This window comes from Rubrivivax soli, assembly GCF_049810355.1.
Lineage (GTDB): Bacteria > Pseudomonadota > Gammaproteobacteria > Burkholderiales > Burkholderiaceae_C > Rubrivivax.
The window spans coordinates 410,912-436,612 of record NZ_CP187368.1 but is presented as its reverse complement, the minus strand read 5'-3'; the positions used below and the strand labels follow the sequence as shown (position 1 = coordinate 436,612).

Sequence of the window (25,701 nt, the reverse complement as noted above, 5' to 3'; positions counted from 1 at the left end):
GAGGGAGAACACAAGGCATGGAACTCAACCACATCGTCTTCATCGTCATGGACAGCTGTCGCTACGACAGCTTCATGGCCGCGGCCACGCCCAACATCGACCGGCTGGGCGAAGCCAGCAAGCGCTATTCGTACGCGTCGTGGACGGCGCCCTCGCACCACACCTTCGCGATGGGCATGCTGCCGCACACGAGCCCGAAGGAGGTGTTCGCCAGCGAGGTCTACAAGGACGAGTTCGCGCAGTGGAAGGACCGCACCGGCCACACCGAGATCGCGTTCAAGGAGTTCCTGCCCGACCTGTCGCTGCCCAAGGTGCTGCGCAAGCTGGGCTACCGCACGGTGGCCAAGGTCTCGATGCCGGTGCTGAACAAGAACACGCTGATCAGCCGCGACTTCGACGACTACAAGCTCATGGCCAATCACAACAACTTCAAGGGCATGATCGACGAGATGGAGTTCCCCGACGGCGAGCCCCACTACTACTTCCTGAACCTGGGCGAGACGCACTACCCGTACATGCTGTCGGGCGCCGACCTGCCGCACATCTCGGGGCTGCACGGTGCCCTGAAAGGCATGGACGCCGCCGCGGTGGCCACCGCCGGCATGCCGGCCAAGCAGAGCTTCGAGCCGGGCCAGATGGAGATGCTGCGCCAGCAGCAGGTGAAGTGCGTCGAGTACATCGACGGCCAGATCGGCCGCCTGATGGCGATGGCGCCGTCGAACACCCACTTCATCGTCACCGCCGACCACGGCGAACTGTTCGGCGAAGACGGCTACTTCGGCCACGGTCCCATCATGCATGAGAAGTGCTTCGAGGTGCCCTTCGTCGAGGGCCGCGTCGGCTGAACGCACGCCCCATGGCCGCACCGCTCTTCCTGCTGGCGCCCCCGAGGTCGTACACCTCGCTGATGAACGCGATGCTGGGCCAGCATCCGCAGTGCTTCGGCCTGCCCGAGCTGTGCCTGTTCAACGTCGAACGCCTGTTCGAGCTGTGGGTGCGCACCAGCGACGAGATGGGCAGCGAGGCCAAGACCCGCCACGGCCTGCTGCGCGCCGTGGCCGAGATCTATGCCGGCGAGCAGACCATGGACAGCGTGCGCATGGCCACGCACTGGTGCGCCGCACGCCAGAACCACAGCACGCGCGAGATCTACCAGGAGCTGGTCGAGAAGATCGACCCGCTGGTGGCGGTCGAGAAGAGCCCGGCCTACACCGTGGACATCCGGCGCCTGTTCCGCATCGAGCAGGCATTCCCGAACGCGCGCTACCTGCACCTGACGCGCCACCCGGTGGGGCAGTGCAAGTCGGTGATGAGCCTGTACGAAGGCACCTTCGCGCTGTTCGTCAACAGCATCGACTTCCTCGACGACCGCGCCATCGTCGAGCCGCAGTTCGCCTGGCACGACCTCAACATCAACATCCTGAACTTCCTGGACACCATCCCCCCCGAGCGGCAGATGCGCATCCGCGGCGAGGACGTGATGAGCGACCCGCCCAAGTACCTGGGTGCCGTGTGCCGCTGGATGGGGCTGCGCGACGACGCCGACGCCATCGACGCGATGATGCACCCCGAGCGCTCGCCCTTCGCCTGCTTCGGCCCGCTGGACGCGATGTTCGGCAACGACCCCAATTTCCTCTCCGGCCCCACCTTCCGCCCGCACAAGGTGAAGGTGCCGCCGCTGGACCGGCCCGTGCCCTGGCGCGAGGACGGCCGCGGGCTGTACCCGCAGGTGGTGGAACTGGCCCGGGAACTCGGCTACTGACACGATGAGCACACCCACCTCCACGAAGCCGCCCGGCACCCGCCCCAAGCTGGGCCTGATCGACGGCAAGCCGGTGACCACGCACCCCGACCTGTCGCGCCTGACGCCGACGCAGAAGGGCCTGCGCGAGGCGCTGCTGCGCGAGTTCAAGGCGCGCAAGGCGAAGAAGTTCGTCGAGAAGCAGGTGCAGTACATCAACGGCAACCGCCAGGTCGCCGAGGCCATCAAGATCCTGTTCGACGAACACGGCCAGGCCCCCGCCAATGCGCCGGTCGAGGACATCATCGAAGAACGGCGCCAGCTCGAGTACCAGATCAAGTGGTTCGAGGCCATGGTGCTGGAACTGCAGACCCGGCTGCTGCGCGTGCGCGAGATCGAGGCGCTGGCGCTCGACGTGCTGGAACGCTCGCCGCACGACCAGCGATGAGCATGCATCCCGTGCGCTCCATGCGCTGCACTGCCTTGCTGGCCCCCGTGTGCGCCGCCGTGCTCGCGGGCTGCACGCTCGGCCCCGACCACCAGCGGCCTGAGGTCGAGCTGCCCGCGGCGTACGCCCCGCGGCTCGCGCCGGCGGCCACCGCAGCCGCTTCAGCTGCCGCGCCCGCCGCCGCTGCATCGGCTTCCTCCCGCATGGCTGCCGCCGACGCCGCGCTGTCGGCAACGCCCGTGATGGCCACAGGCAGCGCCGCGCTGCTCGCCAGCGCCTGGTGGTCGAGCCTGGGCGACCCGGCGCTCGACGCGCTGATCGCCACCGCGATCGAGCAGAACCAGGACCTGCGCGTCGCGGCGCTGCGCATCGCGCAGTTCGACGCCACGCTGCAGATCACCCGCTCGGCCGGCCTGCCGCAGGTGGGCATCGACGCCTCGCGCACCCGCGACACGCTCAGCGAGAACCGCCAGGTGCCGCTCGTGGTGGGTGCGCAGCCGGTGGACAACGCCTACTCGGCGGGCCTGTTCTCGAGCTGGGAACTCGACCTCTGGGGTCGCCTGGGCCGGGCCAACGAAGCGGCGCTGGCCGAGCTGACCGCGCGCGAGGACAACCGCCGCGCGCTGGTGCAGTCGCTGGTGTCGGAGATCGTGGCCGGCTACCTGCGCCTGCTGGCGCTCGACCGCGAACGCGAACTGCTGCACCGGGCCGTGGCCAGCCTGCGCGAGACGCTGGCACTGACCGAGGCCCGCTTTGCCGGCGGCGGCAGCTCCGAGCTGCCGGTGGTGCAGGCGCTGGCCGAACTGCAGGCGCGCCTGCCCGACCTGCCGGCCAAGGATGCCGAGATCGCAACGCTCGAGAACCGCCTGAACGGCCTCGCGGGCCGCCCACCCGGCCCGATCGCGCGCGGCAAGGCGCTGGCGGCGCTGCAGCTGCCGCAGGTGCCCGGCGGCCTGCCCGCCGACCTGTTGGCGCAGCGCCCCGACGTGCGCGCCGCCGAGCAGAACCTCATCGCGGCCAATGCACGCATCGGCGTCGCCAAGGCGCAGTACCTACCGTCGATCTCGCTCACCGCGTCATCGGGCTTCGCCAGCAACCAGCTCAGCGAACTGACCCTGCTGTCGTCGAACTTCGGCAGCTTCGGCGTCAACCTGCTGGGCCCGCTGTTCAGCAGCGGCCGCATCGCCGGGCAGGTGCGCGAGGCCGAGGCGCTGCAGCAGATCGCGGCCGTGAACTTCGTCGGCGCGGTGCAGACGGCCCTGCGCGAGGTCGAGGACGCCCTCGTCACGCACGCCAAGGCCGGCCAGGCGCTGTCGCTGCGCGCCATCCACCTGCAGACCCTGCGCGAGCAGCGGCAGCTCACGCAGAGGCGCTTCGACGGCGGCTACGGCAACTACTTCGACGTGCTGGAAGCCGACCGCAAGCTGGCCGCGGCCGAGCTGCTGCAGGCGCAGGCGCAACGCGAGCAGTTCGTGTCGCTGGTTGCGATCTACAAGTCCATGGGCGGCGGCTGGGCGCTGCCCGAGGTCACCGCTCTACGAGCCTCACCACCGAAGATCAACGAATGAGCGACCAAACCAAGCAGGTGGCGCTGCCCGCCTATCTGCCCCGCCGGCTGCAGGCCTTCCGCGTGGTGCGGGGCGACAAGACCAGCTACATCCTGCGCGACAAGCTCGCCGACAAGACGCACGACCTGGAGCAGTGGCAGTTCTTCGTGCTCGAGGTGCTGCCCGGCTGCGAAGATGCGCCCAAGCTGCTGTCGGTGTTCTCCGACCGCTTCGGCCGCAGCATCAGCGAGCAGGAGGTGATGACCTTCTTCGCGCACCTGGCCGACAACAAGCTGCTCGACGAAGACGCCGCCAAGCACCCGCTGCTCAAGCCCTTCACGCGCACCGGCTACGCGCTGGAGCAGGGGCTGATCAAGCCCAAGTCGTTCGAGGAACTGGCCATCAAGATGGCGGCCGGCAGCGGCGCCACTGCGAAGCCGGCGTCGGGCGCCACCGACCTGCCACCGGCTCCGCCCGAGGTGGCGGCCAAGGTGGAGGCCGCGGCCGAGGAAGACCTGCCTGCCGGCGTCAACGAAGCCGACGGGCTGGACCCGCGCAATTCCAAGCTGCTGCTGCGCTTCTTCCCGATGCGCCCGGTGGCCACGCTGCTGCTGCCGCTGGTGGAGCCGCTGAAGTACGGCATCTACCTGCTGCCGGTGCTGGCGCTGGTGGCCCTGGTGCTGATGGTGCGCCACGCGACGCTGGCGATGGAAGACCTGGGCACGCTGCGCGACGGCACCTCGCTGGCGGTGCACGCGCTGTTCAGCCTGCTCACCATCAACCTGATGGTCACGCTGACGCAGTCGCTGGTGGCGCAGAAGTACCGCGCCAGCGTCGGCGACTTCGGCATCGGGCTGCGCTTCGGCTTCTTCCCGCGCTTCATGGTGCCCATCGGCCACACCAAGCAGCTGCTGCGCCGCGAGCGCATGTGGCTGCAGGCCGGGCCGCTGCTGATGCGGGTGCTGCTGTTCAGCGTGGGCGCCCTGGTCTGGTACAACACCCGCGACAGCCACGGCACGCTCTCGAAGGCCGGCCTGGGCCTGGCCTTCCTGTGCGCGGTGAACCTCATTGTCGAAGGCGGCAACCCGCTGGTGAAGGGCAACAGCTACCACCTGCTGGCGGCCTTCGTGAACGAGCCCTACCTGCGGGGCAAGGCCTACAAGGCCTTCATGGACCGCTTCAAGGGCGGTGCCACCACCGAATCGGGCCAGACGCTGCTGAGCACCTACGCGCTGGCGAGCTTCGTCTACGCCTACCTGGTGGTGCTGCTGATCGTCGGCGTCGTCGGCAACTTCCTCATCTACGAACTGCGCCTGGGCGGCGCGGCGCTGCTGGTGGTGGTGCTGCTGGGCCTGTACCTGACGGTGCGCACGGTCAAGCGCTTCCAGATGATCGGGCGCGCCTACGAGCGCTCGGTGCAGTTCGAGCGCTGGCGCCGCCGCGCGCTGCCGGCCGAGGGCGGCGAGACCGTGCAGCAAGAGCCCCAGGGCAGCCGCACCTGGTACTACCTGCAGCGCGCGCTGCTGCTGTCGCTGCTGCTGCTCCTGTTCCTGCCGTACCCGTACGACGCCGGCGGCAATTTCGAGGTCTACCCCGGCGACCGGCAGATCGTCACCACCGACATCGCCGGGCTGGTGCAGGAAGTGAACTTCAACGGCGGCGAGACCGTGAAGAAGGGCACCGTCATCGCGCGCCTGGCGGCCGACGACCTGACGGCGCAGCTGGCGGTGTTCGACGCCCGCATCGCCGAGCAGCAGGCCAGCATCGCCGACCTGAAGGCACGGCCCAAGAAGGAAGAGGTGGCGGTGGCCTTGCGCTCGCTGGAGACGGCACAGCAGCGCGCCGCGTTCAGCACCGCACGCGTGCCGCGGCTGGAGCGCCTGTACCGAGAACGCACGATCTCGTTCGAAGAGGTCGACAGCGCGCGCAAGGAAGCCGAGGTCGATCGCCGCGAAGTGGCGCAGCGCGAAGCCGCGCTGGCGCTGGCCCGCACGGGCACGCCGCCGGAGCGCATCGCCGCCGAGACCGCCCAGCTGCAGGCGCTGGTGCAGCAGCGCGCCGAGGTCGAAGGCAAGGTCGCCCGCACCGTGCTGCGCATGCCCTTCGACGGCAACATCCTCAGCCTGCACCTGAAGCAGCGCCTGAACAGCCTGCTCGACAAGGGAGCGCCATTCGCCGCGGTGGAGAGCCTGGGTGCGGTCAAGGTCGAGATCGAGGTGCCCGAGAGCGACATCGCCTACATCAAGGTCGGCCAGACCGTGCGGGCGCGGCCCAATGCCTACTACGACCGTGTCTTCGAGGGTAAGGTCCAGGACATCGACCGCAACGTCACCAGCAAGTCCTTCGGCAAGGTCGTGAAGGTCATCGCCGTGGTCGACAACCCCACGGGCGAGCTGAAGACCGGCATGACCGGCTACGCCAAGCTGTCGGCCGGCAGCATGCCGGTGTGGAAGGCCTTCTCGTCGGCGCTGGTGCGCTTCTTCAACGTGCAGGTCTGGTCCTGGGTGCCCTGACCGGGTCCGGGTCCTGAAGCAGCAAGGGGGCGCCGCGGCGCCCCCTTGTCATTGGTGCACGGTGCGCTTCAGAACTTCGGCGGGCCCAGGCCGGTGTCGACGCGCCAGACGCCGTCGTTGATGCCGTCGGGGTACTCGTCGGTCGCGGGCACGATGCGGTTGTAGTAGATGAACGGGCCCTTGGCGGTGATGAAGAACTCCGGGTCCAGCCGCACGCGCGGGCGCTGGAAGTCGTTGGTCAGCATGCGGAAGTCGTTGCGCAGCGGGTCGATGCTGGTGATGGCGATGTGCGTCTGCGAGCGGCGGTTGAAGAAATTCGCGTCGGGGCTGATCTGCGTGAAGATGTACGAGCGCCCGTTGTGCGTGAAGACCTCGGGCGACCAGAAGAAGGGCGCGATCGGCGGCGCCTTGATCTTCTTGACGATGGTCCACAGCCGCGTGTTCTTCGGCCCCTTCAGGTTGCGGTAGACCCAGATCTCCTTGCGGAAATTGGCCATCGTGAAGAACACGTACTCGTTGTTGTATTCGGGTGCGCGCCACATGAAGGCGCCGGCCTTGGTGACGCTGTCCTTCGTGAGCTCTTCGCGCACGCCGGTCTCGGTGTCGACCAGCCACACCTGGTCGAGCAAGCGCGGGTCGCTCTCGCGGTGGCCCTGGAAGACGATCTGCCGCGTGCCCAGCACCCAGCGCCGCGAGTTGCCGCCGGTGAGGTCGCTGATCGGGATCGGCGTCTCGGTCGCGGGCGCCGACAGGCGGCGCCAGAAGAGCGCGGTCTTGCCGTTCTCGATGTAGTTGATGCGCGGGTCGCTGTCGGTCTCGTCGGTCGAGCCTTCGGGCGTGGCGCGGTTCAGCGAGTTCGGCAGCACCGTGGTGGTCCAGCCGCTGGCGGTCTGCGTGGCCACCGCCAGCTGCGGCGGGCTGGCGGTGCAGCTGTAGGTGCCGTCGCCGGGGAAGCCCGAACCGTCCACGAAGCGGGTGTAGACGATCTGCGAGCCGGCAGTCGAGGCCGCCCACTCGGGCCCGTTGCCGAAACACGGCACGGGCGGCGTGGCGGTGTCCAGCAGCAGGCCGCGGCCGTTGGCCGGAACGAAGTCGCCGGTGGCGTAGTCGACGCCGCCCAGCCACAGGTTGCCGCTGCTGTCGGTGAAGGACAGCCGCGCGTTGCCGCTGCCGAAGTTGCAGCTGGCGCAGAAGCGCCCGCGGCGCGCGCTGTCGAACTCGAAGTCTGGCACCGCCGCCGTGGTGATCTGCACCTCGGGCAGCACGGCGGGTGTCTGCGCCTGCACCTGCAGGGCGGCGAGCGACAGCGCTGCGGCCAGCGCCAGGGCGCTGGGTGTTCGCGGGGCGGGGGCGGGCGAGCGTCTCACGGAAGTCTCCGAATGCAGTCTGGTGCGCATGATGAAGGAACAGGGCAGCGTTGCGGACGCCGTCGGTATGCAATTTGCATCCCTTGAACAGGTGGTGCGCTGCAGCAGCCGTCTTGTCGCACTTGGCGGCAGCGGCTAACGTCCGGTGACGAGTGTGCGGCGCATGGCCGCGGACGGAGGAACGATGTCGAACATGCGAAAGGTCGCCCTGTGCGCCTTGCTGGCTGCCGGTGCGGCCTGGGCCCAGAGCTGGGTGCCGAACGAGACCCTGGCGTCGCCGCAGGCCGATCTGATCGACTATGAATTCAATCAGATCCGCGGCCAGATCGTCTGGAACGACGAGATCGGCAACCTCTGGCTGGCCAACGTCGACCGGGGCACGGGCCTGTTCGTGCCGCAGGACGGCCGCGGCGTCCTGATCGACAACGACTCGATGCGCTTCGAAGATGCGCAGAAGACCAAGAACGGCCCCGAGTGGGTGCCGACCGCGAACGGGCAGGTCGTGGTGCACACCAAGTACAAGGGCCGGCACACCGACGGCAACTCGCGCATCGCCTACGCGGTCGAGAACCCCGATGGCACCTGGACCAGCACCTTCCTCGGTCCCGATCTGGTGCGCAAGGCACCGTACGGCAGCAGCGTGATCGGCGACCCGGCGCCGCGCATCAGCTACGTCGACAACCGCGAGGTGCACTACTGGCGCGAGCTCTGGGACCCCGCCAGCGAGAAGCGCATCGAGGACTTCCCGGACTCGAACTACCCGGTGCGCCACGTCGGCTGCGCCGTGCCCGGCGTGCCCGGCACCCGCGCCGTGCTCTACCCTGTGAACGTGAACGGCATCGACCAGGTCTTCTACCGCGACTTCGACACCAACGTCTCGCGCCAGATCACCTTCGACAGCGGCTTCAAGTACGAGATGTGGATGTGGTGCGCACCCGAGCTCAACAACGAGCTGGTGTTCTTCACGCTCGTCGACCAGGTCGAACTGCGCATCTACCGCAACCTGCCCACCGGCGCGGGCGGCGCGCTGCAGTGGACGCCGGTCTACAGCCACCGCGCACGCTCGGGCAACCAGATCTTCTCGCCCGAGCCCTTCACCTGGAACGGCAAGTCCTACATCTCGATGGCGCAGACGGTGCGGCCGAACAAGTTCCGCTCCGAGATCTGGGTCGCCAACATCGACGCCGCGGCGCCGATCTTCAAGCGCATCACGCCGACCGAGCCGCTGCGCACGCGCACCGATCCGGAGGTCTTCATCACCGACAGCGGGCCGAAGATCTACTACAACAAGCTCGTGCCCGAGCTGAACGACCGCGGTGTCTACAAGCCGTGCCGTCGTCCGGAGTGTTCCGAAGGTGTCTGGTTCGCCGACCCCGGCCTGAACTGAACAGCGCGGCGCTGCCAGGCCGGTCGCGACAGACGACCACCGGCAACGCCGCTCGACGAGGGAGAGAGGGATGCAAGTCGAGGCGATTGCGGGAGGAGTGCGCCCGTCGCGGCGCGAGGCGATGGCGCTGCTGGGGGCCGCGGCAGCGGCGGCCGGCACCTGGTGGCCCGGCACCGCGCACGCCGCGGTGCCCAGGATCCAGGCGGGGTTCACCAACCTCAGCAGCGACAGCGACCGCATCATCTCGTACCGCCACCAGGAACACCTGTGGCAGACCGCCGACGGCGCGTTCCACCTGGTGATGAACCGCGGCACGCTGACGCCCGGCCCGGGCCTGTGCCTGTACAGCAGCCACGACGGCGGCACCAGCTGGTCGCACCAGTGGACCTTTCTCGGCACCGACACCGACTCGGTCTCCGACGGGCAGCTCGCCGGCGACCTGCTGTCGGTGCTGTACCAGACCGTCACCGGCCACCTGGTGCACCAGCAGCTGCGGTACGACGCCGCCGGCCGCGGCTGGACCGTCGAGCGCGACGAGATGGCGCTGGTGTCCGACGCGACGGCGGGCATCAACCCGGGCATGGCCGCCGATGCGCTGGGCAACCTGTGGTGCTGCTTCGTGGCGCGCGACCGCATCACCAACGACGTGCAGCTGCGCCTGCTGGTGCGGCCCGCGGGCGCCACCGGCTGGAGCGACACCGGCGTCGTCTTCGGCCCGACCGACCGGCGCTCGATCGAGCGCAGCGGGCGGCCGGTGCCGATCGCCGGCGGCATGGGCATCGTGTTCACGGTGCGCGAGATGACCTACTGGGCGCAGCGCAGCGACACGCAGGCCCTCGATGCGCCCTGGGACGTGACGACCGTGTTCGCCGGCACGCCGGCGTTCCGCACCACCGACCCGTATGCCAGCCATTTCAGCGTCGTTGCCGACGATGCCGGCAGCGTGCACCTGGCGACGATCGAGGAAAACCGCATGCTGCATTTCACGCGCGACGCGGCCACCGGCCGGTGGAGCACGAGCGGCATCCTGCTCAGCGGCACGAAGAAGCTGGCGTACGGCCAGAACTGCATCGCCAACGGCCGGCTGATGGTCGCCTGGAGCGTGCAGCGCGGCTTTGGCAACCTGGTCGAGAGCACCGATGGCGGCCGGAGCTTCAGCGAGACGGCAGTGCTCGTGCTGCCTGCGAATGCCGACGGCGTCAGCTATGGGCAGGCGCGCGTGGAACTGCCCACGCGCTGCAGTGGCCCGCTGCTCGCGCTGCAGCAGTATTCCGACAACGGCGTCGTCCGCCTGATGCGATTCCTCGTGCCCCAGCGTTGAAGCCGGACGGATGCTGCACTGCGGCATCGCTCTTGCTTGGCTGGTGGCGTCGCTGCGAGAACGGCAGCCGGGGTCAGCACCCTGCACCGATGCAAAAGCGGTCCGAGTGCTGAAAACCCCCGGAATGCGGGCCGGTCCGGGGCGGGTTAGGGGGGCTTGCTGCCATGTCTGCGTGCTACCGTTTTGCCACAAGCTGGTGCATCCGGCGCCGCAGTACGCATGAGCACCGGGGCGATGGTGGCAGGTCCTCTGCAGCCATGTTGGGAGAGGGCACTTTGAAGTCATACCAAGTCGGGTCCGCAAGGCACACGTTCGACCTGCCGCGGGCTGCGCGGCAGGCTGTTCGGTCCACGCTCGGGTAGGGGTCAGCGGCGATGCACAAGTTCCAGACCCTGGTGTTCACGCCCTCCGGTTCGCACAGCGCGACGCTGGCCATCGCCGCCGCGCGCGCCGGTGCCGTCGGCATCCTCGACGCCGAGCTCGACACCACCGCGGCGCAGTGGCAGGCCGGGCTGGCCGAGATGGCGCAGGCGGGCTGCAGCGGCCATGGCGTCAAGCTGGCCACGCTGTCCGACACCGATGTGCAGGCCCTGCTGGCCGGCGCCGGGCAGGGCCTGCGCTGGGTGCTGCTGGGCGCTGCCGTGGCGGGCAGCCGGCTGCCCGCGGTGCGCCAGTTGCGCGCCGCCGGCCTGGCCGTGATGGTCGAGGTGCTGGCACCGGGCTGGCCGCAGGCCGCGCTGGACGACGAGGTCGACGCGCTGCTGCTCAAGGGCAACGAGGCCGGCGGCTTCGTCGGCGAGGACGCCAGCTTCATCCTGCTGCAGAAGTGGCTGGGCCGCACCCACCTGCCGCTGTACGTGCGCGGCGGCATCACGCCGGCCGTCGCCGCGGCCTGCCACGCGGTCGGCGTGGCCGGTGGCGTGCTCGACGCGCAGCTGCTGCTGCTCGACGAAGCGCATCTGCCCGATGCCGCGCAGGCACTGCTGGGCAGCCTGTCGGGCAACGAGACGGTGGCCGTGGGCGACGGCGAGCACGGCGAATACTTCCGCGTGCTCAGCCGCCCGGGGCATGCCGTCGCGAAGGCCTTCGTGACCGACGGCGACGGGCTGCGCTTCGATGCGCTGGCGCCGCTGGTGGCCGGCCGCATCCGCTGGGACGAACCCAAGGCCGGCCTGCTGCCGGTGGGCCACGACGTCTGCTTCGCTGCCGCCTGGCGCAAGCGCTACCGCCATCTCGCGGCAGTGCTGGCGGCGATCGACGCCGCCGTTGCCACGCACCTGAACATGGTGGCGGCGCAGCCGCCGGTGGCCGCGGACGCGCCGCTGGCGCAGGCGCTGGGGCTGCGGTTCCCGATCGTGCAGGGCCCCATGACCCGCGTGTCCGACGTGGCCGAGTTCGCCGATGCGGTGGCCACCGGCGGCGCGCTGCCGATGGTGGCGTTCGCGCTGCTGAAAGGCCAGGCGCTGGACAGCCTGCTGGCGAAGACCACGGCGTTGCTGGGCGGCAAGCCCTGGGGCATCGGCCTGCTCGGCTTCGCGCCGCAGGCACTGCTGGACGAGCAGCTGGCACTGGCCACCAGGTACAAGCCCGGCTACGCCATCATCGCCGGCGGCCGGCCCGACCAGGCCGTGAAGCTCGAAGCCGCCGGCGTGCCGACCTTCCTGCACGTGCCTTCGGCCAACCTGATCCCGCTGTTCGTGCAGGAAGGTGCGCGGCGCTTCATCTTCGAAGGGCGCGAATGCGGTGGCCACATCGGGCCGCTGTCGAGCTTCGTGCTGTGGTCGACGATGGTCGACAAGCTGGTCGAGGAACTCGACGCGAAGAAGGTGCCGGCGGACGAACTGCAGCTGCTGTTCGCCGGCGGCATCCACGACGCCGTGTCGTCGGCGCTGGTGCAGGTGCTGGTGGCGCCGCTCGCCTCGCGCGGTGTGCGTGTCGGCATCCTGATGGGCAGCGCCTACCTGTTCACCGAGGAGATCGTCGCTTCCGGCGCGATCGTGCCACGGTTCCAGCAGGAGGTGATCGCGTGCGAGCGCACGGTGAACCTCGAATCGGGCCCCGGCCACGCCAGCCGCTGCGGCTACACGCCGTTTGCGCAGGAGTTCTTCCGCAAGCGCAACGAACTGCGTGCACGGAAGGTGGCCGGCGACGAGAGCCGCCGCGTGCTCGACGACCTGATCATGGGCCGGCTGCGCATCGCCTCGAAGGGCACGACGCGCGTGGGCGAGAACGGCGCGCTGACCACGCTGGACGAAGCCCGCCAGCACGCCGACGGCATGTACATGCTGGGCCAGGTGGCGACGCTGCGCGACCAGGTCACCAACATCGAGCGGCTGCACGCCGAGGTCACCACGGGTGCGGCCATGCTGCTGGCCGATCGCCAGGCTGCGCTGCACGCACCGACGCCGGGGCCGGCCCAGGGCCCGGTGGACATCGCGATCATCGGCATGTCGACGCTGCTGCCCAAGGCGGGCTCGACGCAGGCGTACTGGGAGAACATCCTCGACAAGGTCGACGCGATCACCGAGATCCCGTCGCACCGCTGGGACTGGCGCCTGTACTTCGACGCCGACCGCCACGCGAAGGACAAGATCTACTCGAAGTGGGGCGGCTTCCTCGACGACCTGGCCTTCGACCCCACGAAGTTCGGCATGCCGCCCAAGAGCATCGAGGCGGTGGACCCGATGCAGCTGATGGCGCTGGAGGTGGCGCGGCGCACGCTGGCCGACGCCGGCTACGACGGCCGGCCCTTCGACCGCGAACGCGCGTCGGTGATCATCGGGGCCAGCGGCGGCACCGGCGACGTGGGCTCGCAGTACGGGCTGCGCTCGGAGCTGCCCCGCTTCCAGGGCGCGTTGCCGGCCGACGTGGCCGACCGCCTGCCCGAGTGGACCGAAGACTCCTTCGCCGGCATCCTGCTCAACGTGATCGCCGGGCGCATCGCCAACCGGCTGAACTTCGGCGGCGTCAACTTCACGACCGACGCGGCCTGCGGCTCGTCGCTGGCGGCCGTGTACCAGGCCGTCACCGAGCTGGCGGCCGGCCGCAGCGACATCGTCATCGCCGGCGGCGTCGACACCGTGCAGGGCCCGTTCGGCTATCTGTGCTTCAGCAAGACGCAGGCGCTGTCGCCGCGTGGCCGCTGCAACACCTTCGACGCCTCGGGCGACGGCATCGTCATCAGCGAAGGCATCGCGATGGTGGCGCTCAAGCGCCTGGCCGACGCCGAACGCGACGGCGACCGCATCTACGCCGTCATCAAGGGCGTGGGCGGCAGCAGCGACGGCAACGCCAAGGGCCTGACGGCGCCGCTGCCCGCGGGCCAGCTGCGGGCGATGCGCCGCGCCTACGCCATGGCGGGCTTCGGGCCGTCGAGCGTGGGCCTGTTCGAAGCGCACGGCACCGGCACGGTCGCGGGCGACACGGCCGAGCTGGAAAGCACCACGCGGCTGATCCGCGAGGAAGGCGGCGTGCCGCGCAGCGCCGTCATCGGCTCGGTGAAGACCATGATCGGCCACACCAAGGCCACGGCCGGCGTCGCCGGCATGGTGAAGGCGGTGCTGGCCCTGCACCACCGGGTGCTGCCGCCGCACCTGGGCGTGAAGAGCCCGAACAAGACCCTGGCCGCGGCCGATGCGCCGTTGTACTTGGTGGACGAGGCCATGCCGTGGCTGGCGGGCGGCGGCCCGCGGCGTGCCGCCTGCAGCGCCTTCGGCTTCGGCGGCACCAACTTCCACGTCGTGATGGAGGAGTACACGCGCGAGTACCGGCCCTGGATGCGCAGCGCGGCGCGCCAGAACTGGCCCGCCGAACTGCTGCTGTGGTCGGCGCCCGACCGCACGCAGCTGCTGTCGCGCCTGGGCACCTTGCAGGGTGCGCTGGCGGCCACGCCGGGCCTGGCGCTGCGCGACCTGGCCGCCAGCCTGGCCGCGGCCTGGCAGCCCGGCGACGAGCGTCTGGCCGTCGTGGCCCGCAGCGCCGAAGACCTCGCAGCCAAGCTGGCGGCCGCGCAGGCCTGTCTGCGTGGCGATGCCAAGGTGGCGCCGCCGGGCGTGTTCCACCGCAGCGGCGCACCGCTCGGCGGCAAGCTGGCGGTGCTGTTCCCCGGCCAGGGCTCGCAGTACACCGGCATGGCGCGCGAACTCGCGCTGCTGTTCCCGGTGGTGGCCGACACGCTGGCGGCAGCCGACCAGACACTGGCCGAACCCTTCCGTGCGCGTTTCGGCAAGACGCTGGCCGAGTTCGTGTTTCCGCGCGGCGCCTACGGCGACGACGAGAAGGCCGCAGCGCGTCAGGCGCTGACGCAGACCGACGTCGCGCAGCCCGCGCTGGGCGCGGTGGCCGTCGGCCTGCTGCGGCTGGTGCAGGGCCTGGGCCTGCAGCCCGACATGCTGGCCGGTCACAGCTACGGCGAGTTCGTCGCCCAGCACGCGGCCGGCGCCATCGACTTCGACGCGCTGATGCAGCTGTCGGCCGCACGCGGCCGCTTCATCGTCGATGCCGCCAAGGCAGGCGGTGCCGAGCTCGGCACGATGGCCGCGGTGCCGGCGTTGCGCAAGGACGTCGAGGAGGCCATCGCCGACATCGACGGCGTGATCATCGCCAACCACAACGCGCCGCTGCAAAGCATCGTCTCCGGCACGCGTGCCGCGGTGCAGGCGGCCGTGCGCAAGCTGGCCGCTGCGGGCATCGAGGCCCAGGAGATCCCGGTCGCCGCCGCCTTCCACAGCAGCCTGGTGAAACCGGCGCAGAAGGCGCTGTCGGACCTGATCGATGCGACGCCGTGGCAGCGCGCCGCGGTGCCCGTGTACGCCAACGCCACCGCGCGGCCGCACCCGGCCGACGTGGCGCGCAGCAAGAAGCTGATGGCCGAGCACCTGGTGAGCCCGGTGGAATTCGTGGCCGAGATCGAGGCCATGCACGACGACGGCGCGCGCGTGTTCGTCGAGGTCGGCCCGAAGAGCGTGCTGTCCAAGCTGACCGGCCGCATTCTCGAGGGCAAGCCGCACCTGGCGGTGGCGCTGGACGACGGCAGCGGCCTGCATGGCCTGCTGGCCGCGGTGGGCCAGTTGCTGGTGGCCGGCGTGCCGCTGCAGCTGGCGCCGCTGTTCGACGGTCGCGACTGCCGCGTCGCCGACGTGGCGCGCCCGGCGCTGCTGGACCGCAGCGAGCCGGTGCCGCGCACGGCCTGGATGATCAACGGCTCCGGCGTCCGCCGCGCGGCCGAACCCGTGCAGCAGATCGGCGTGACGCTGGAGCAGGCGCAGCAGGCCACGATGGCCGTGCCGGTGGCTGTTGCCGCACCTGCAGCCGCACCTGCACCCGCACCTGCACCTGTTGCCGTGCCCGCCCCGGCCGCCGCCCCCTTGGCCACCACGGCCAGCCTGCCTTCGCGCCATTCCGTGCCAGCACCGACACCGTTCCCGAGCAAGGAAAGACCCATGGACGACCGACGACCACTTCCGACCACGGCGGACGCCGCCGTGATGTCCGACTACTTCGACACCATGCGCCAGTTCCTGGAAACGCAGGAGCGCGTGATGTCGGCCTTCCTGGGCCAGCAGCCGGCCGCGCCGGGGCGCCCGATGGCGCTGCGTGCGCGCAGCGCACCGCTGGTGCTGCCACGCGTGGCCGAGGTACCGATGCCCGCACCGGTGGCTGCGCCAGCGGCACCGGTGGTGGTGGCTGCACCGGTGGCCCCGGTCGCCCCGGTCTCTGCGCCGGTGCCGGCGCCGGCACCTGTGGCCGTCGCCAAGCCCGCGCCTGCAGTGGCTGCGCCGGCTGCCGCTGCCGCACCCGCTGCGGGCGCGGCCGTACCGCGCGAGAAGATGGTCGAGATGCTGCTGGCCATCGTCGAGGAGAAGACCGGCTACCCGAAGGACATGGTCGGCCTCGACCAGAACCTGGAATCCGACCTCGGCATCGACTCCATCAAGCGCATCGAAGTCGTCGGCGCGATGCTGCAGGCGCTGCCCGAGCCCTACCGGGCGGCACTGACCGACAGCCGCAGCAAGCTCAACACCCAGCCCTCGCTGAACGGCATGCTGGAGTTGCTGATGTCCGCCAAGCTCGGGGGGGTCGCCGTCCCTTTTGAGTTGGCCGAGGCGGGCTCCCCGGTGGCTGTGCGCAGCCATCTCCCGTCTCGGCATGTGATCCAGGCCGTGTCGCAGGCGCCCGATGCGCGGGCGGCACGGCACCTGAACGTCGGCCGCTTCGTGCTCGTGCCCGACGCCGGCGGCGTGGCCGCGGCGCTCGGCGCAGCCTTGCAGGCCCGCGGCTGCGGCATCGACATGGTGCCGTCCGAAGCATTGCACGACGAGGCTGCCTTGCTGGCCTGGTGGGCCGCCACTGCGGGGCCCGCGGGTGCGCCGGTGGCAGGCGTCGTGCACCTGGTGGCGCTCGATGCGCCTGCGCTCGCCACGGACAGCGGCGTGTCCGCCTGGCGCGCCGCGCTGCAGCGGCACGACAAGGCGCTGTTCCTGCTGCTGAAGGCACTGAGCCCGGTGCTGCAGGACGATGCCCACGTGCTGTCGGCCAGCGCCCTGGGCGGCTGCTTCGGCCGTGGGGTCGCACCCGCCGCGTTGACACTGCACGGTGGTGCCGTCGGCATGCTGAAGTCGTTGCGCGAGGAGCGCCCCGCGTTGCGCGTGAAGGCAGTGGACACCGACCCTGCGCAGGGCGCCGCGGCCGTCGCCGCCCAGCTGCTCGGTGAACTCGAACTCGACGGCGGGCGCCAGGAGGTGGGTTATCCCGGCGGACAGCGCACCGTGTTCCAGACCGTCGCCACGGCCGTGGCCGCCGACCCGGCACGAGACGCTGCCTTGCAGGGCATCGTCGTGCTGGCCACCGGCGGCGCACGCGGCATCACGGCCGAGGTGCTGCGTGAGCTGGCCCGGCCCGGCAACACCCTGGTGCTCACGGGCCGCAGCGTGCTGCCCGAGGCCGAGCCGCCCGAGCTCGCGGCGCTGCCCACCGCCGAGGCGCTGCGGCAGCACTTCATCGCGCAGGTGCGCAGCGGTGCGTCGGCCATGAAGCCCGGCGAGATCAACCGCCAGGTTGCCGCGCTGCTCGGCCTGCGCGAGATGCGGGCGAACATCGCCGACTTCCGCGCTGCCGGTGCGGTGGTCGACTACCGTGCCATCGACGTCACCGACGAAGCCGCGATGCAGGCGCTGCTGGCCGACCTGTACGGCCGCCACGGCCGCATCGACGGCGTGGTGCACGGGGCCGGCGTGATCGAGGACAAGCTGCTCGCCGACAAGAGCAGCGACAGCTGGTCGCGCGTCGTCGAGACCAAGGTGCTGGGCCTGCTGCTGCTGCAGAAGTACCTGCGGCCCGAGCGGCTGCAGTTCCTGTCAGTGTTCAGCTCGGTGGCGGGCCGCTATGGCAACAGTGGGCAGAGCGACTACGCCACCGCCAACGAACTGATGAACCGCATCTGCGAGCACCTGCGCGGGCGCTGGGGCGCGCATGTCAACGTCAATGCGCTGTGCTGGGGCCCGTGGGGCGCGACCAAGTTCGGTGCCGGCATGGTGACGGCCGAGACCGAGGCCAAGTTCGCGGCCAAGGGGGTGGAACTGGTCAGCGCCGCGGTGGGCCGCGGGCTCTTCCGCGACGAACTGGCGCGAGCCGCAGGCGGCCCGGTCGAGGTGATCTGCGGCGCCGGGCCCTGGGAACGCCACGAGGCCGAGGTGGGCGTGATCCGGCTGCAGCCCGAAGCGCCGGAGGCCCACGCAGCGCCCCAGGCACCGTGCATCGGACCGCTGCTCGGTGCCGCGGCGGTCAGCGCCCGGCCGATGGGCGACCAGGTCGTGGCGCTCACGCTCGACCCGCGCCACCTGTACCTGCAGGAACACGCGATCGACGGCACGCCGGTGCTGCCAGCCGCCGCGGCACTGGAACTGTTGGCCGAAGCCGCCACGGCGCTGTGGCCGGGCTGGAAGGTCGTCGAGGTGCGCGAGTTCAAGCTGATGAAGGGCGTGGAGCTGAAGCAGCCCACGCGTGCGCTGCAGGTCGTGATCAGCCCGCCGCCCTACGGCAGCAGCGAAGGGTTCGAGGTCAACGCCGCGCTGCAGACCGACCTGGGCCAGGGGCGCGGCCTCACGCACTACCGCGGCGTGGTGCGGCTCGAGCAGCAACTGCCGGTGGGCGAGCGCTGCCGCCCGGGCGTGCACGCCGAGAAGAGCCTCACGCCCGCCCGGGCCTACGGCGAGTGGCTGTTCCACGGCCCGCGCTTCCAGGTCATCGAGGAGATCGCCGGGCTGTCGAGTGCCGGGGCCGCCACGCGCGTGCGCGCCACGCACCCGTCGCAGTGGCTGCAGGGCAGGGCGCCCGACTCGGCCGGCTGGGTCTTCGACCCCGCGCTGCTGGACGCCGCTGCGCAGATGGCCTGGCTGTGGGCCCGCGCCTTCCGCGATGAATCCGCGCTGCCGGCGCGCTTCGGCCGCGTCGTGCGCTACCGCGAGGTCTTCCCGGCGCGCATGCACATGGAGTACGAGCGCATCGCCACCGACGACCCGGCCGTGGTGCGCGCCAACGTGATGTTCTTCGACGACGACGGCGAGCCCGTGATGCTGATCGAGGAACTGGAGAGCATCGCCAGCGCCGCGCTGAACCGCCTGGGCGGCACCGCGCGCACCGCGGTGGAGGTCTGATGGCCAGCACGCCCAAGCCCGGCCCGGCGCCCGCGCTGGAGCCCATCGCCATCATCGGCATGGCCTGCATCTTCCCGCAGGCGCCCGACCTGCAGGCCTTCTGGAACAACATCCTGTCGGGTCTGGACGCCGTCGGCGACCCGGTCGAGAACTGGGACGCGCAGCGCTACATCGACAGCGGCCGCATCAAGACGCCCAAGGGCGGCTGGCTGAAGGACCTGTACCGCTTCGACCCGCGCGAGTTCGGCATCATGCCGAACTCGATGGACGGCGGTGAACCCGACCAGTTCCTCGCGCTGCGCGTCGCGCGCGATGCACTGGCCGACGCGGGCTACCACCGGCCCGAGGTCGACCACCGCGACACCGGCATCATCCTCGGCCACAGCACCTACCTGCACCGCGGCCAGGTCACGGTGATCCAGAACAACATCGTGCTCGACCAGACGATGGAGCTGCTGCGCGCCGCGCTGCCGCACCTGGACGATGCCGGTGCGGCGCAGCTGCGCCAGACGCTGCAGGCCAAGCTGCCGCCGACCAATTCCGACACCGCGCCGGGCCTGGTGCCCAACGTGATGACCGGGCGCATCGCCAACCGGCTGAACCTGAAGGGCCCGAACTATCTGGTCGACGCCGCCTGCTCGTCGTCGCTGCTGGCCGTCAGCGCCGCGATGGACGAGCTGCGCGCCGGCCGCAGCCGGCTGATGCTGGCCGGCGGCGTGAACGCCTCGCTGCCGGCCGACGTCTCCACCATCTTCACGCAGCTCGGTGCGCTCAGCGCGCGCGGCAAGGTGCGGCCGTTCGAAAGCGGCGGCGACGGCACGCTGCTGGGCGAGGGCCTGGGCGTGGTGGTGCTCAAGCGCCAGAGCGACGCGCTGGCCGACGGCGACCGCATCTACGCCGTGCTGCGCGGCGTGGGCCAGGCCAGCGACGGCCGCGGCACCGGACTGCTGGCGCCCAGCGTCGACGGCGAGACGCTGGCGATCCGCCGCGCCTACGACAGCACCGGCGTCGACCCGTCCACGGTGTCGATGATCGAGGCCCACGGCACCGGCATCCCGCTGGGCGACAAGACCGAGATCGCGGCGCTGAAGAACGTGTTCGGCGCCCGCGACGACGGCGCGCAGGGCAGCATCGCCATCGGCTCGGTGAAGTCGATGATCAGCCATTGCATCCCGGCGGCCGGCATCGCGGGGCTGATCAAGACGGCCCTGTCGCTGCACCACCGCGTGCTGCCGCCGACGCTGTGCGACGCCGTCAACCCCGAGCTCGGCATCGACAGCACGCGGCTGTTCGTCAACACCGAGGCCATGCCCTGGATCGCGCCCCTGGGCGCGCCGCGCCGCGCGGGTGTCGATTCCTTCGGCTTCGGCGGCATCAACACGCACGCCATCGTCGAGCAGGCGCCGGCCGCCGCGAAGCGGCCGCCGCTGCTGGCCCGCTGGCCGTTCGAGCTGTGCGTGCTGTCGGCCGCCACACCCGCGGCGCTGGCCGACGCCTGCGAGGCGCTGGCGGCCGCGCTGCAGCGCAACCCGGGCTGGCAGCTCGACGAGATCGCGGCGGCGCTGGTCGCGGCCGACCGTGGCGGCGCGGCGCGCCTGGCCATCGTGGCCAGGTCGCGCGAGGCGCTGGCCAAGGCGCTGGCGGGGGCGCTGCCCAAGCTGCGCGACCCGCAGGCCCGGGCCTGGTCCACGCGGGCCGGCGCGTTCTTCGCGGCCGAGCGCCTCGACGGCAAGCTGGCCTTCCTGTTCCCTGGCGAAGGGTCCCAGTACCTGGGCATGTTCGCCGACCTCGCACAGTGCTTCGATGAAGTGCGCGAGTGGCTGGACTTCTGGCGCGGCCTGTACGACGACGCCCCCGGCCAGACCCGCACCGACATCGCCTTCCCGGCGGCCACCGAGCTGACGCCCGAGCGCCGCAAGCAGCTCGAGGCGCGGCTGCACGCGATGGACGTGGGCTCCGAAGCCGTGATGGTGGGCGGGCAGGCGATGTTCGCGCTGCTGACGGCGCTGGGCGTGCAGGCCGACGTGATGCTGGGCCACAGCTCCGGCGAGTCGTCGGCGCTGGCGGCCTCGCGGGCGCTGCCTGCGCAGGACCTCGGCCAGCTGGCCGAGTTCATCCGCCAGCTCAACGCCGTCTACCAGCGCGTGCTGGGCGAAGGCAAGATCCCGACCGGCGCATTGCTCGCCGTGGGCGCGCTGCCGGCGGCGATGGTGCACGAGACGGTGGCCGCCAGCGGCCGGCGCATCGAGGTCGCGATGGACAACTGCGCCAACCAGCTGGTGCTGTACGGCGAGCGGGCCGCCATCGACGACGTGCAGGCGCGGCTGGTGGCCATCGGCGGCATCTGCATGCCGCTGCCTTTCGACCGCGGCTACCACACGCCCGACTTCGGCGAGGTCAGCGCGGCGTTCCACGCGTACTACAAGGCCATCAAGCTCGGGCCGCCGCAGGTGCCGCTGTATTCGTGCGCCTCGACACAGCGGTTTCCCGAATCGCCTGCGGCCGTGCGCAAGCTGGCGGCGGCGCAGTGGTCGACGACGGTGCGGTTCCGCGAGACGGTGCAGGCCATGGTGGCCGACGGCGTGCGCTGTTTCGTCGAGGTCGGGCCTTCGGGCAACCTGACGGCCTTCGTCGACGACATCCTCTCCGACCAGCCGCACGTGGCGCTGGCCACGAACGTGCGCCGCAAGCACGGGCTGGAGCAGCTGCTGTCGACGCTGGCGCAGCTGTGGGTGCAGGGGCGCGGCGTGTCGCTGGGCGCACTGTTCGCGCGGCGGCGCATCGCGGTGCTGGACCTGTCGGCGGACCAGGCGGCGCCCAGGCTGCCGGGCCTGCTGGACAACACGATGCCGACGCTGCGGTTCGACGCGGCCGACCGGGCGCTGTTGCAGCGGCTGGCGGTTCCGCCCCCCGCAGGCGCTATCTCGGCAGCGTCTGAATCCCCGGCGTCTGCGCCGTCGGCCGCCGCGACCGACACTGCGCACTTCGAGGCGGCGGATGCCACCAGTGCCGAGGCGCAGACCCAGGTGATGGCCGGCTACTTCGACCTGATGCGCGACTTCCTGGCGCAACAGTCCGGCGTGGTGGCGCACTGGCAGCCCGGCGCGCCGGCTGCTCCCGCTGCAGCCGCCGAGTCAGCGGCCGGCGCCCACCCGGCCCCGTTCCTGGACGAGATCTTGGAACTCGATGCGAACCACCTGCGCGCCGCCTGCAAGCTCAGCGTGCACCGCGACGCCTTCCTGCGCGACCACGTGCTGTCGGGTCCCGGCTCGGACACCGATCCCGAACTGATCGGCTTGTCGTGCGTGCCGCTGATGGTCAGCCTGGAGATCATGGCCGAGGCTTGTGCCGTGCTGGCGCAGAGCACGGCACTGCGGTTGATCGAACACGTGAAGGCCTACGACTGGATCGCACTCGACGACGGCGAACTGGCGCTCGACGTGGTGGCCGAGGCCATTGCCGGCCAGCCTGGCAGCTTCCGGGCCACGCTGCGCCAGAACGGCGCCGACGCCGTGACGGCGCAGTTCGCCTTCGCTGCCCAGCCGGTGCTGCCGCCGCTCGCAGCGCTGGGCCCGGCGCAGCTGCCGCGCTGGGACGGCGCGCAGATCTACGACATCGGCATGTTCCACGGGCCGATCTTCCAGAGCCTCCAGCACATCCAGGGCTGGAACGCGCAGGGCATCGACTGCACGCTGTCGCCCTGCAGCCTGGACGGCTTCTTCGCCCCCGAGGAGCCGGCGCGCCTGGTGCTGAACCCGGTGCTGCTGGACGCCATGGGGCAACTGGCCGCCTGCTGGGTGGCCGAACACGTCGGCACCGATTTCAACTGCTTCCCGTCGACCATCGAGCGCATCGAGTTGCTGGCGCCCGTGGTGCCGGGCGACGGGCTGGTGCTGCGCGGCCGCCAGCGCACGCTGGACCCCTCGCAGGCGGCCGATGTCGCGGCCGCGCGCCGCTGGGACTTCGAGGCCGAGGCAGCCGATGGCGCCCCGCTCGTCCGGGTGTCCGGTCTCGTCAACGTCTTCTTCCATGTGCCGCACCGCTTCTACCAGGTGCGGCGCGACCCGCTCGGCGGCTGGCTGGGCGCGCCGTTGCAGCAGCCCGGCAGCGGGCTGCTGTGGCAGCTCGAACAACTGCCCGAGGATTTCTGCGCCCAGTCGAACGGCATATTCCTGCGCATGCTGGCACTGGCCACCCTGAGTTTCGAGGAACGGGAACTCTGGCGCCAGTTGCCGAAGAATGTCCGACAGCGCCGCCAGTGGTTGCTGGGCCGGTTGGCGCTGAAAGAGGCCACGCGGTATTGGTGGTACACGGAAAGCGGGCACCTGCTGTATCCGTCGGATATTGAGGTGCACCATGAGGACAGCGGTCGCCCGCACGTGGGCGGCTGGTGGTCCGAAACCTTGGCCACTCGGCCGCAGGTGTCACTGACGCACGATGCGGTTTCGAATATTGCATTGCTGTCCGCGGCCGGCGCTCCGGTCGGAGTCGACGCCGAGGTGATCGGACGCGTGCAGCGCCCTGAGGCGCTGGCGGCGGCCTTCACGGCCGGCGAGCGCACTTGGCTGGAGCACGGCACGCCTCTGGTGCGCGACGAAGCGGTGCTGCGCCTGTGGTGCGCCAAGGAAGCAGCGGCCAAATTGCTCGGAACCGGGCTGCGCGGTGCACCGGAAGCGTTCGAAGTCACCTTCGAACCGGGGGGGGCGGAGCATGCTTTGGTGCACTGCGATGGTATGATTGTTGCGGTTATGTTGCGGCGGCTTGGAAATATGATCGTGGCCACGGCCGAAGGCCCACCGAGGTTTCAAAAGGTTCATTGATGAACAGCTTGTTGCGCGACACGGTGGAAGCCACCGTGATTGCGGTGATCGAAGACCTGATCCAGGACTGGGGCCTGGAGTTGGACGGCGGCGTCAGCGCCGATACCCAGCTCGTCGCCCACCTCGAATTCGCCTCGGTCGATATCATTCAATTGTGCGTGGCGCTGGAGCAGGCGTATGCCCGGAAACTCGGTTTCCAGAATTTGCTGATGCGCGATGGCAGTTATGTCGGTGATTTGTCGGTGCGTCAGATCGCGCAATTCATCGAACTGCGCCTGAAACCCCAGGAAGGAGCCGCGGCATGACCGTCAAGACCTTGTTCATCGGCATGGACGGTGCCACCTTCACGGTGCTGAACGACCTGACATCGGCCGCTGCGGGTGCGCCGGTGATGCCGTTCCTGGCGAAGATCTTCCAGGAAGGCAGCCGCGCCAAGCTGCGTTCCACGCCGAACCCGCTCACGCCGCCGGCCTGGGTGTCGATGATGACCGGCCGCAGCCCGGGCCACCACGGCGTGTTCGACTTCATCCGCGCCGAGGAGCGGGGTGAAGACGTGTTCTTCACGCTCTACGACCAGCGCGACTGCCGCGTCGAGACCATCTGGTCCATCGCCAGCCGGCAGGGCAAGAAGATCGCGGCGCTGAATTTCCCGTTCACGGCGCCGCCGCCCAAGGACATCAACGGCTTCATGGTGCCGGGCTTCGTGCCCTGGCGCCACCTGCGCCGCAACTCCACGCCGCCCGACCTGTACGACCGGCTGAAGACCATCCCCGACTTCAGCGCGCAGGAACTGGCCTGGGACTTCGAGCAGGAGAAGCAGGCCATGGAGAGCCTGACCGACGAAGACCGCGAGAACTGGGTCAAGTACCACCTGCCGCGCGAGAAGCAGTGGTTCCGCATCGCCGAATACCTGATGCGCGAGGAAGCGCCCGACCTGATGGCCGTGATGTTCGACGGCGTCGACAAGCTGCAGCACCAGGCCTGGCTCTTCATCGACCCGAACCTGCAGGTCGGCGAGCTCAGCGCCTACCACCAGCGCATGCGCCAGCTGAGCCTGGACTACTTCCGCCAGCTCGACGGCTTCATCGAGGCGCTGGTCACGGCGGCCGGCCCCACCGTGCAGGTCTTCATGTGCTCGGACCACGGCTTCACCGCGTCGACCGAGGTGCTGCGCATCAACACCTACCTGGGCGAGAAGGGTTGGCTGAAGTGGAAGCCGGTGCCCGACACCGACGAGGGCCGGCGCCGCGAGGACAGCATGTTCGCGCACCTCGACTGGAGCGAGACCATCGCGTACTGCCGCACGCCCTCGTCGAACGGCATCAACATCCGCGTCGCCACCGAGCCGGGCATGGGCGGCGTCAAGCCCGAAGACTACGAGGCCACGCGCAACCGGCTGATCAAGGACCTGGAAGCGCTGGTCGACCCGGCCACGGGCGAGCGCATCATCACCGAGATCCACAAGCGCGAGGACGTGTTCCCGGGCGGCGCGATGAAGGACGCGCCCGACCTGCAACTGGTGCTGCGCGACTTCGGTTTCGTGTCGATCAAGAACCGGCTGCCGGTGGTCGAACCCCGCCCCGAGCCGGTGGGCACGCACCACCCCGACGGCGTCTTCCTGGCCTACGGCCCGGGCATTGCGAAGGGCAAGCAGCTGGGCCGGCGCCAGATCATGGACGTGGGCGCGACGCTGCTCTACAGCCTGGGGCTGGCGGTGCCCAGCGACATGGAAGGCGTGGTGCCCGAGAACATGTTCACCGCCGAGCACAAGGCGGTGCACCCGGTGATCATCGGCGCGCCCACCAAGAGCGACGTCGGCGGGCAGGGCGGCGATGCCATGGCCGACGACGAGAAGGCGCAGATCATGGCGCAGCTGCAGTTGCTCGGCTACATGGAATAGGCC

The 25,701-nt window shown here is 70.3% G+C and carries 12 protein-coding genes; 11 read left to right on the top strand and 1 reads right to left on the bottom strand.

All coding sequences use genetic code 11. From position 1 onward, the window contains the following. Window positions 1–17: 17 nt before the first annotated feature. Genes ACPOLB_RS01940 through ACPOLB_RS01920 form a run of 5 tightly spaced genes read left to right on the top strand, consistent with a single transcriptional unit; the run spans window position 18 to window position 6,249 of the window. On the top strand, window positions 18–845 hold the full coding sequence (locus tag ACPOLB_RS01940) for a sulfatase-like hydrolase/transferase (RefSeq protein ID WP_425259612.1): 828 nt from the start codon (window positions 18–20) through the stop codon (window positions 843–845). Between the two features lie 11 nt (window positions 846–856). After that, window positions 857–1,762 carry a sulfotransferase family protein gene (locus tag ACPOLB_RS01935; protein ID WP_425259611.1) on the top strand — a complete coding sequence of 302 codons (906 nt, stop codon included), beginning with the start codon at window positions 857–859 and terminating at the stop codon, window positions 1,760–1,762. A 4-nt stretch (window positions 1,763–1,766) separates the two neighbouring features. Beyond that, the gene (locus tag ACPOLB_RS01930; protein ID WP_425259610.1) at window positions 1,767–2,189 is read left to right on the top strand and encodes a hypothetical protein; all 423 of its coding nucleotides are present in this window, start codon (window positions 1,767–1,769) and stop codon (window positions 2,187–2,189) included. Continuing rightward, on the top strand, window positions 2,186–3,757 hold the full coding sequence (locus tag ACPOLB_RS01925; RefSeq protein ID WP_425259609.1) for an efflux transporter outer membrane subunit: 1,572 nt from the start codon (window positions 2,186–2,188) through the stop codon (window positions 3,755–3,757). The genes ACPOLB_RS01930 and ACPOLB_RS01925 overlap by 4 nt, the downstream gene beginning before the upstream one ends. Beyond that, entirely contained in the window at window positions 3,754–6,249 is a 2,496-nt protein-coding gene (locus ACPOLB_RS01920; protein WP_425259608.1) for an HlyD family secretion protein, read from the top strand. Before ACPOLB_RS01925 ends, ACPOLB_RS01920 begins: the two co-directional genes overlap by 4 nt. A gap of 68 nt (window positions 6,250–6,317) precedes the next feature. Here the strand turns inward: ACPOLB_RS01920 and ACPOLB_RS01915 are convergent, their stop codons facing one another. Continuing rightward, entirely contained in the window at window positions 6,318–7,616 is a 1,299-nt protein-coding gene (locus tag ACPOLB_RS01915) for a hypothetical protein (RefSeq protein WP_425259607.1), read from the bottom strand. 193 nt (window positions 7,617–7,809) lie between these two features. On the opposite strand from ACPOLB_RS01915, the gene ACPOLB_RS01910 reads away from it, so the two are divergent. The 6 genes from ACPOLB_RS01910 to ACPOLB_RS01885 all read left to right on the top strand — a co-directional run bounded on the left by ACPOLB_RS01910 (window position 7,810) and on the right by ACPOLB_RS01885 (window position 25,698). Beyond that, window positions 7,810–9,003, top strand: a complete 1,194-nt coding sequence (locus tag ACPOLB_RS01910) for a hypothetical protein (protein WP_425259606.1) — start codon at window positions 7,810–7,812, stop codon at window positions 9,001–9,003. 70 nt (window positions 9,004–9,073) lie between these two features. Beyond that, window positions 9,074–10,324 (top strand): hypothetical protein, encoded by a 1,251-nt coding sequence (locus tag ACPOLB_RS01905; protein ID WP_425259605.1) that lies wholly within the window; start codon window positions 9,074–9,076, stop codon window positions 10,322–10,324. Window positions 10,325–10,698: 374 nt separating this feature from the next. Next, the gene (locus ACPOLB_RS01900; RefSeq protein WP_425259604.1) at window positions 10,699–18,978 is read left to right on the top strand and encodes an SDR family NAD(P)-dependent oxidoreductase; all 8,280 of its coding nucleotides are present in this window, start codon (window positions 10,699–10,701) and stop codon (window positions 18,976–18,978) included. Then, window positions 18,978–23,798 (top strand): beta-ketoacyl synthase N-terminal-like domain-containing protein, encoded by a 4,821-nt coding sequence (locus ACPOLB_RS01895; protein ID WP_425259603.1) that lies wholly within the window; start codon window positions 18,978–18,980, stop codon window positions 23,796–23,798. Before ACPOLB_RS01900 ends, ACPOLB_RS01895 begins: the two co-directional genes overlap by 1 nt. After that, the gene (locus ACPOLB_RS01890; protein WP_425259602.1) at window positions 23,798–24,103 is read left to right on the top strand and encodes an acyl carrier protein; all 306 of its coding nucleotides are present in this window, start codon (window positions 23,798–23,800) and stop codon (window positions 24,101–24,103) included. The genes ACPOLB_RS01895 and ACPOLB_RS01890 overlap by 1 nt, the downstream gene beginning before the upstream one ends. Next, window positions 24,100–25,698 (top strand): alkaline phosphatase family protein, encoded by a 1,599-nt coding sequence (locus ACPOLB_RS01885; protein WP_425259601.1) that lies wholly within the window; start codon window positions 24,100–24,102, stop codon window positions 25,696–25,698. Before ACPOLB_RS01890 ends, ACPOLB_RS01885 begins: the two co-directional genes overlap by 4 nt. Window positions 25,699–25,701: the final 3 nt, after the last annotated feature.